The organism is Arthrobacter pityocampae, assembly GCF_002927275.1.
GTDB classification, from domain to species: Bacteria; Actinomycetota; Actinomycetes; order Actinomycetales; family Micrococcaceae; genus Arthrobacter_D; species Arthrobacter_D pityocampae.
Map to the genome: position 1 here is coordinate 1 of NZ_PRKW01000028.1, position 1,189 is coordinate 1,189.

Sequence of the window (1,189 nt, forward strand, 5' to 3'; positions counted from 1 at the left end):
AGTTGGTCTGCGATGACTTCGCTGGCTACAAAGCTGGTTTTGAGCAAGGCATCACTGAAATCGGCTGCATGGCCCACGCCCGTCGCAAGTTTTTCGATCTGCATGTCGCGAACAAAAGCCAGTTGGCCGAACAAGCGCTGCACTCGATCAGCGGCCTGTACGAGGTCGAACGCCAGGCGCGGGACATGAGTGATGAAGATCGTTGGCGAATACGTCAGGAACTAGCGGTACCGATCAGCAAAACACTGCATGAGTGGATGTTGGCCCAACGCGAACTTGTGCCCGAGGGTTCGGCCACGGCCAAGGCCCTGGATTACAGCCTTAAACGCTGGGTAGCGCTGACGCGCTACCTGGAAGATGGTGCTGTGCCCATCGACAATAACCAGATCGAGAATTTGATCCGGCCGTGGGCGCTTGGGCGCTCGAACTGGTTATTTGCCGGGTCGCTGCGCAGTGGAAAAAGGGCGGCGGCAATCATGAGCCTGATCCAGTCGGCGCGTATGAATGGGCACGATCCGTATGCCTATCTCAAGGATGTACTGATGCGGCTTCCGACACAGCGGGCGAGCGAAATCACGCAATTACTCCCGCAGCATTGGATGCTTGCCTGAGGCAGGCTAAGTGGACTTCGCCAAATAGTCAGCTCAAAGGCTGATTGGCATCAACAATTCGGAAGCGACTTTTCTCAGCATGTAGGTTTCGCGCAGAATTGACTGCCCCATCGAAGACTCGTGACGCTGCATGACGGCTTCATTGTGTGCGATGGCTTCATGCAGGTTGATCCAGACAGGCCGCATACCATTAGCGATTTCGTGGCTTTCCATTCTCACCGGCTCTAGCTGGGGCGCTACTTCGCATTGATAAAAATGCGAGGTCATGTGCATCAGATCGTACTGTGGCTTTTGGTAGGGCCGGTACTCCTCGATGTAACCGTAGTGCTGGAGCACCTGTATTTCACGAGCACCAGTCTCTTCCTCAAGCTCACGCTTCAGGCCTGCGACAATGTCCTCGTCACCATCAAGGCCGCCTCCAGGAAAGCTGAAATCGTTATAGCGCTCGGTGAACAGCAACAGGATCTGTTCACCCCGCATCACGATGCCGCGAGCTGCATGTCGACGGAATACTCTGCCCTGCTTGGATTTCAGCTCGGGGTGAACAATTTCAGTTATGAGTTGCATGTGGTCTCGTA

General features: G+C 54.9%; 2 protein-coding genes. One reads left to right on the forward strand and one right to left on the reverse strand.

Features of this window, described 5'->3' with window-relative positions:
• On the forward strand, positions 1–611 hold a 611-nt coding region (tnpC, locus tag C4K88_RS18080), incomplete at its 5' end, for an IS66 family transposase (RefSeq protein WP_146065745.1).
• A 33-nt stretch (positions 612–644) separates the two neighbouring features.
• On the opposite strand, the gene C4K88_RS18085 is transcribed toward tnpC, so the two are convergent.
• Positions 645–1,189, reverse strand: a 545-nt coding sequence (locus C4K88_RS18085; protein WP_241522038.1) for an NUDIX hydrolase, incomplete at its 5' end; no start/stop codon positions are given.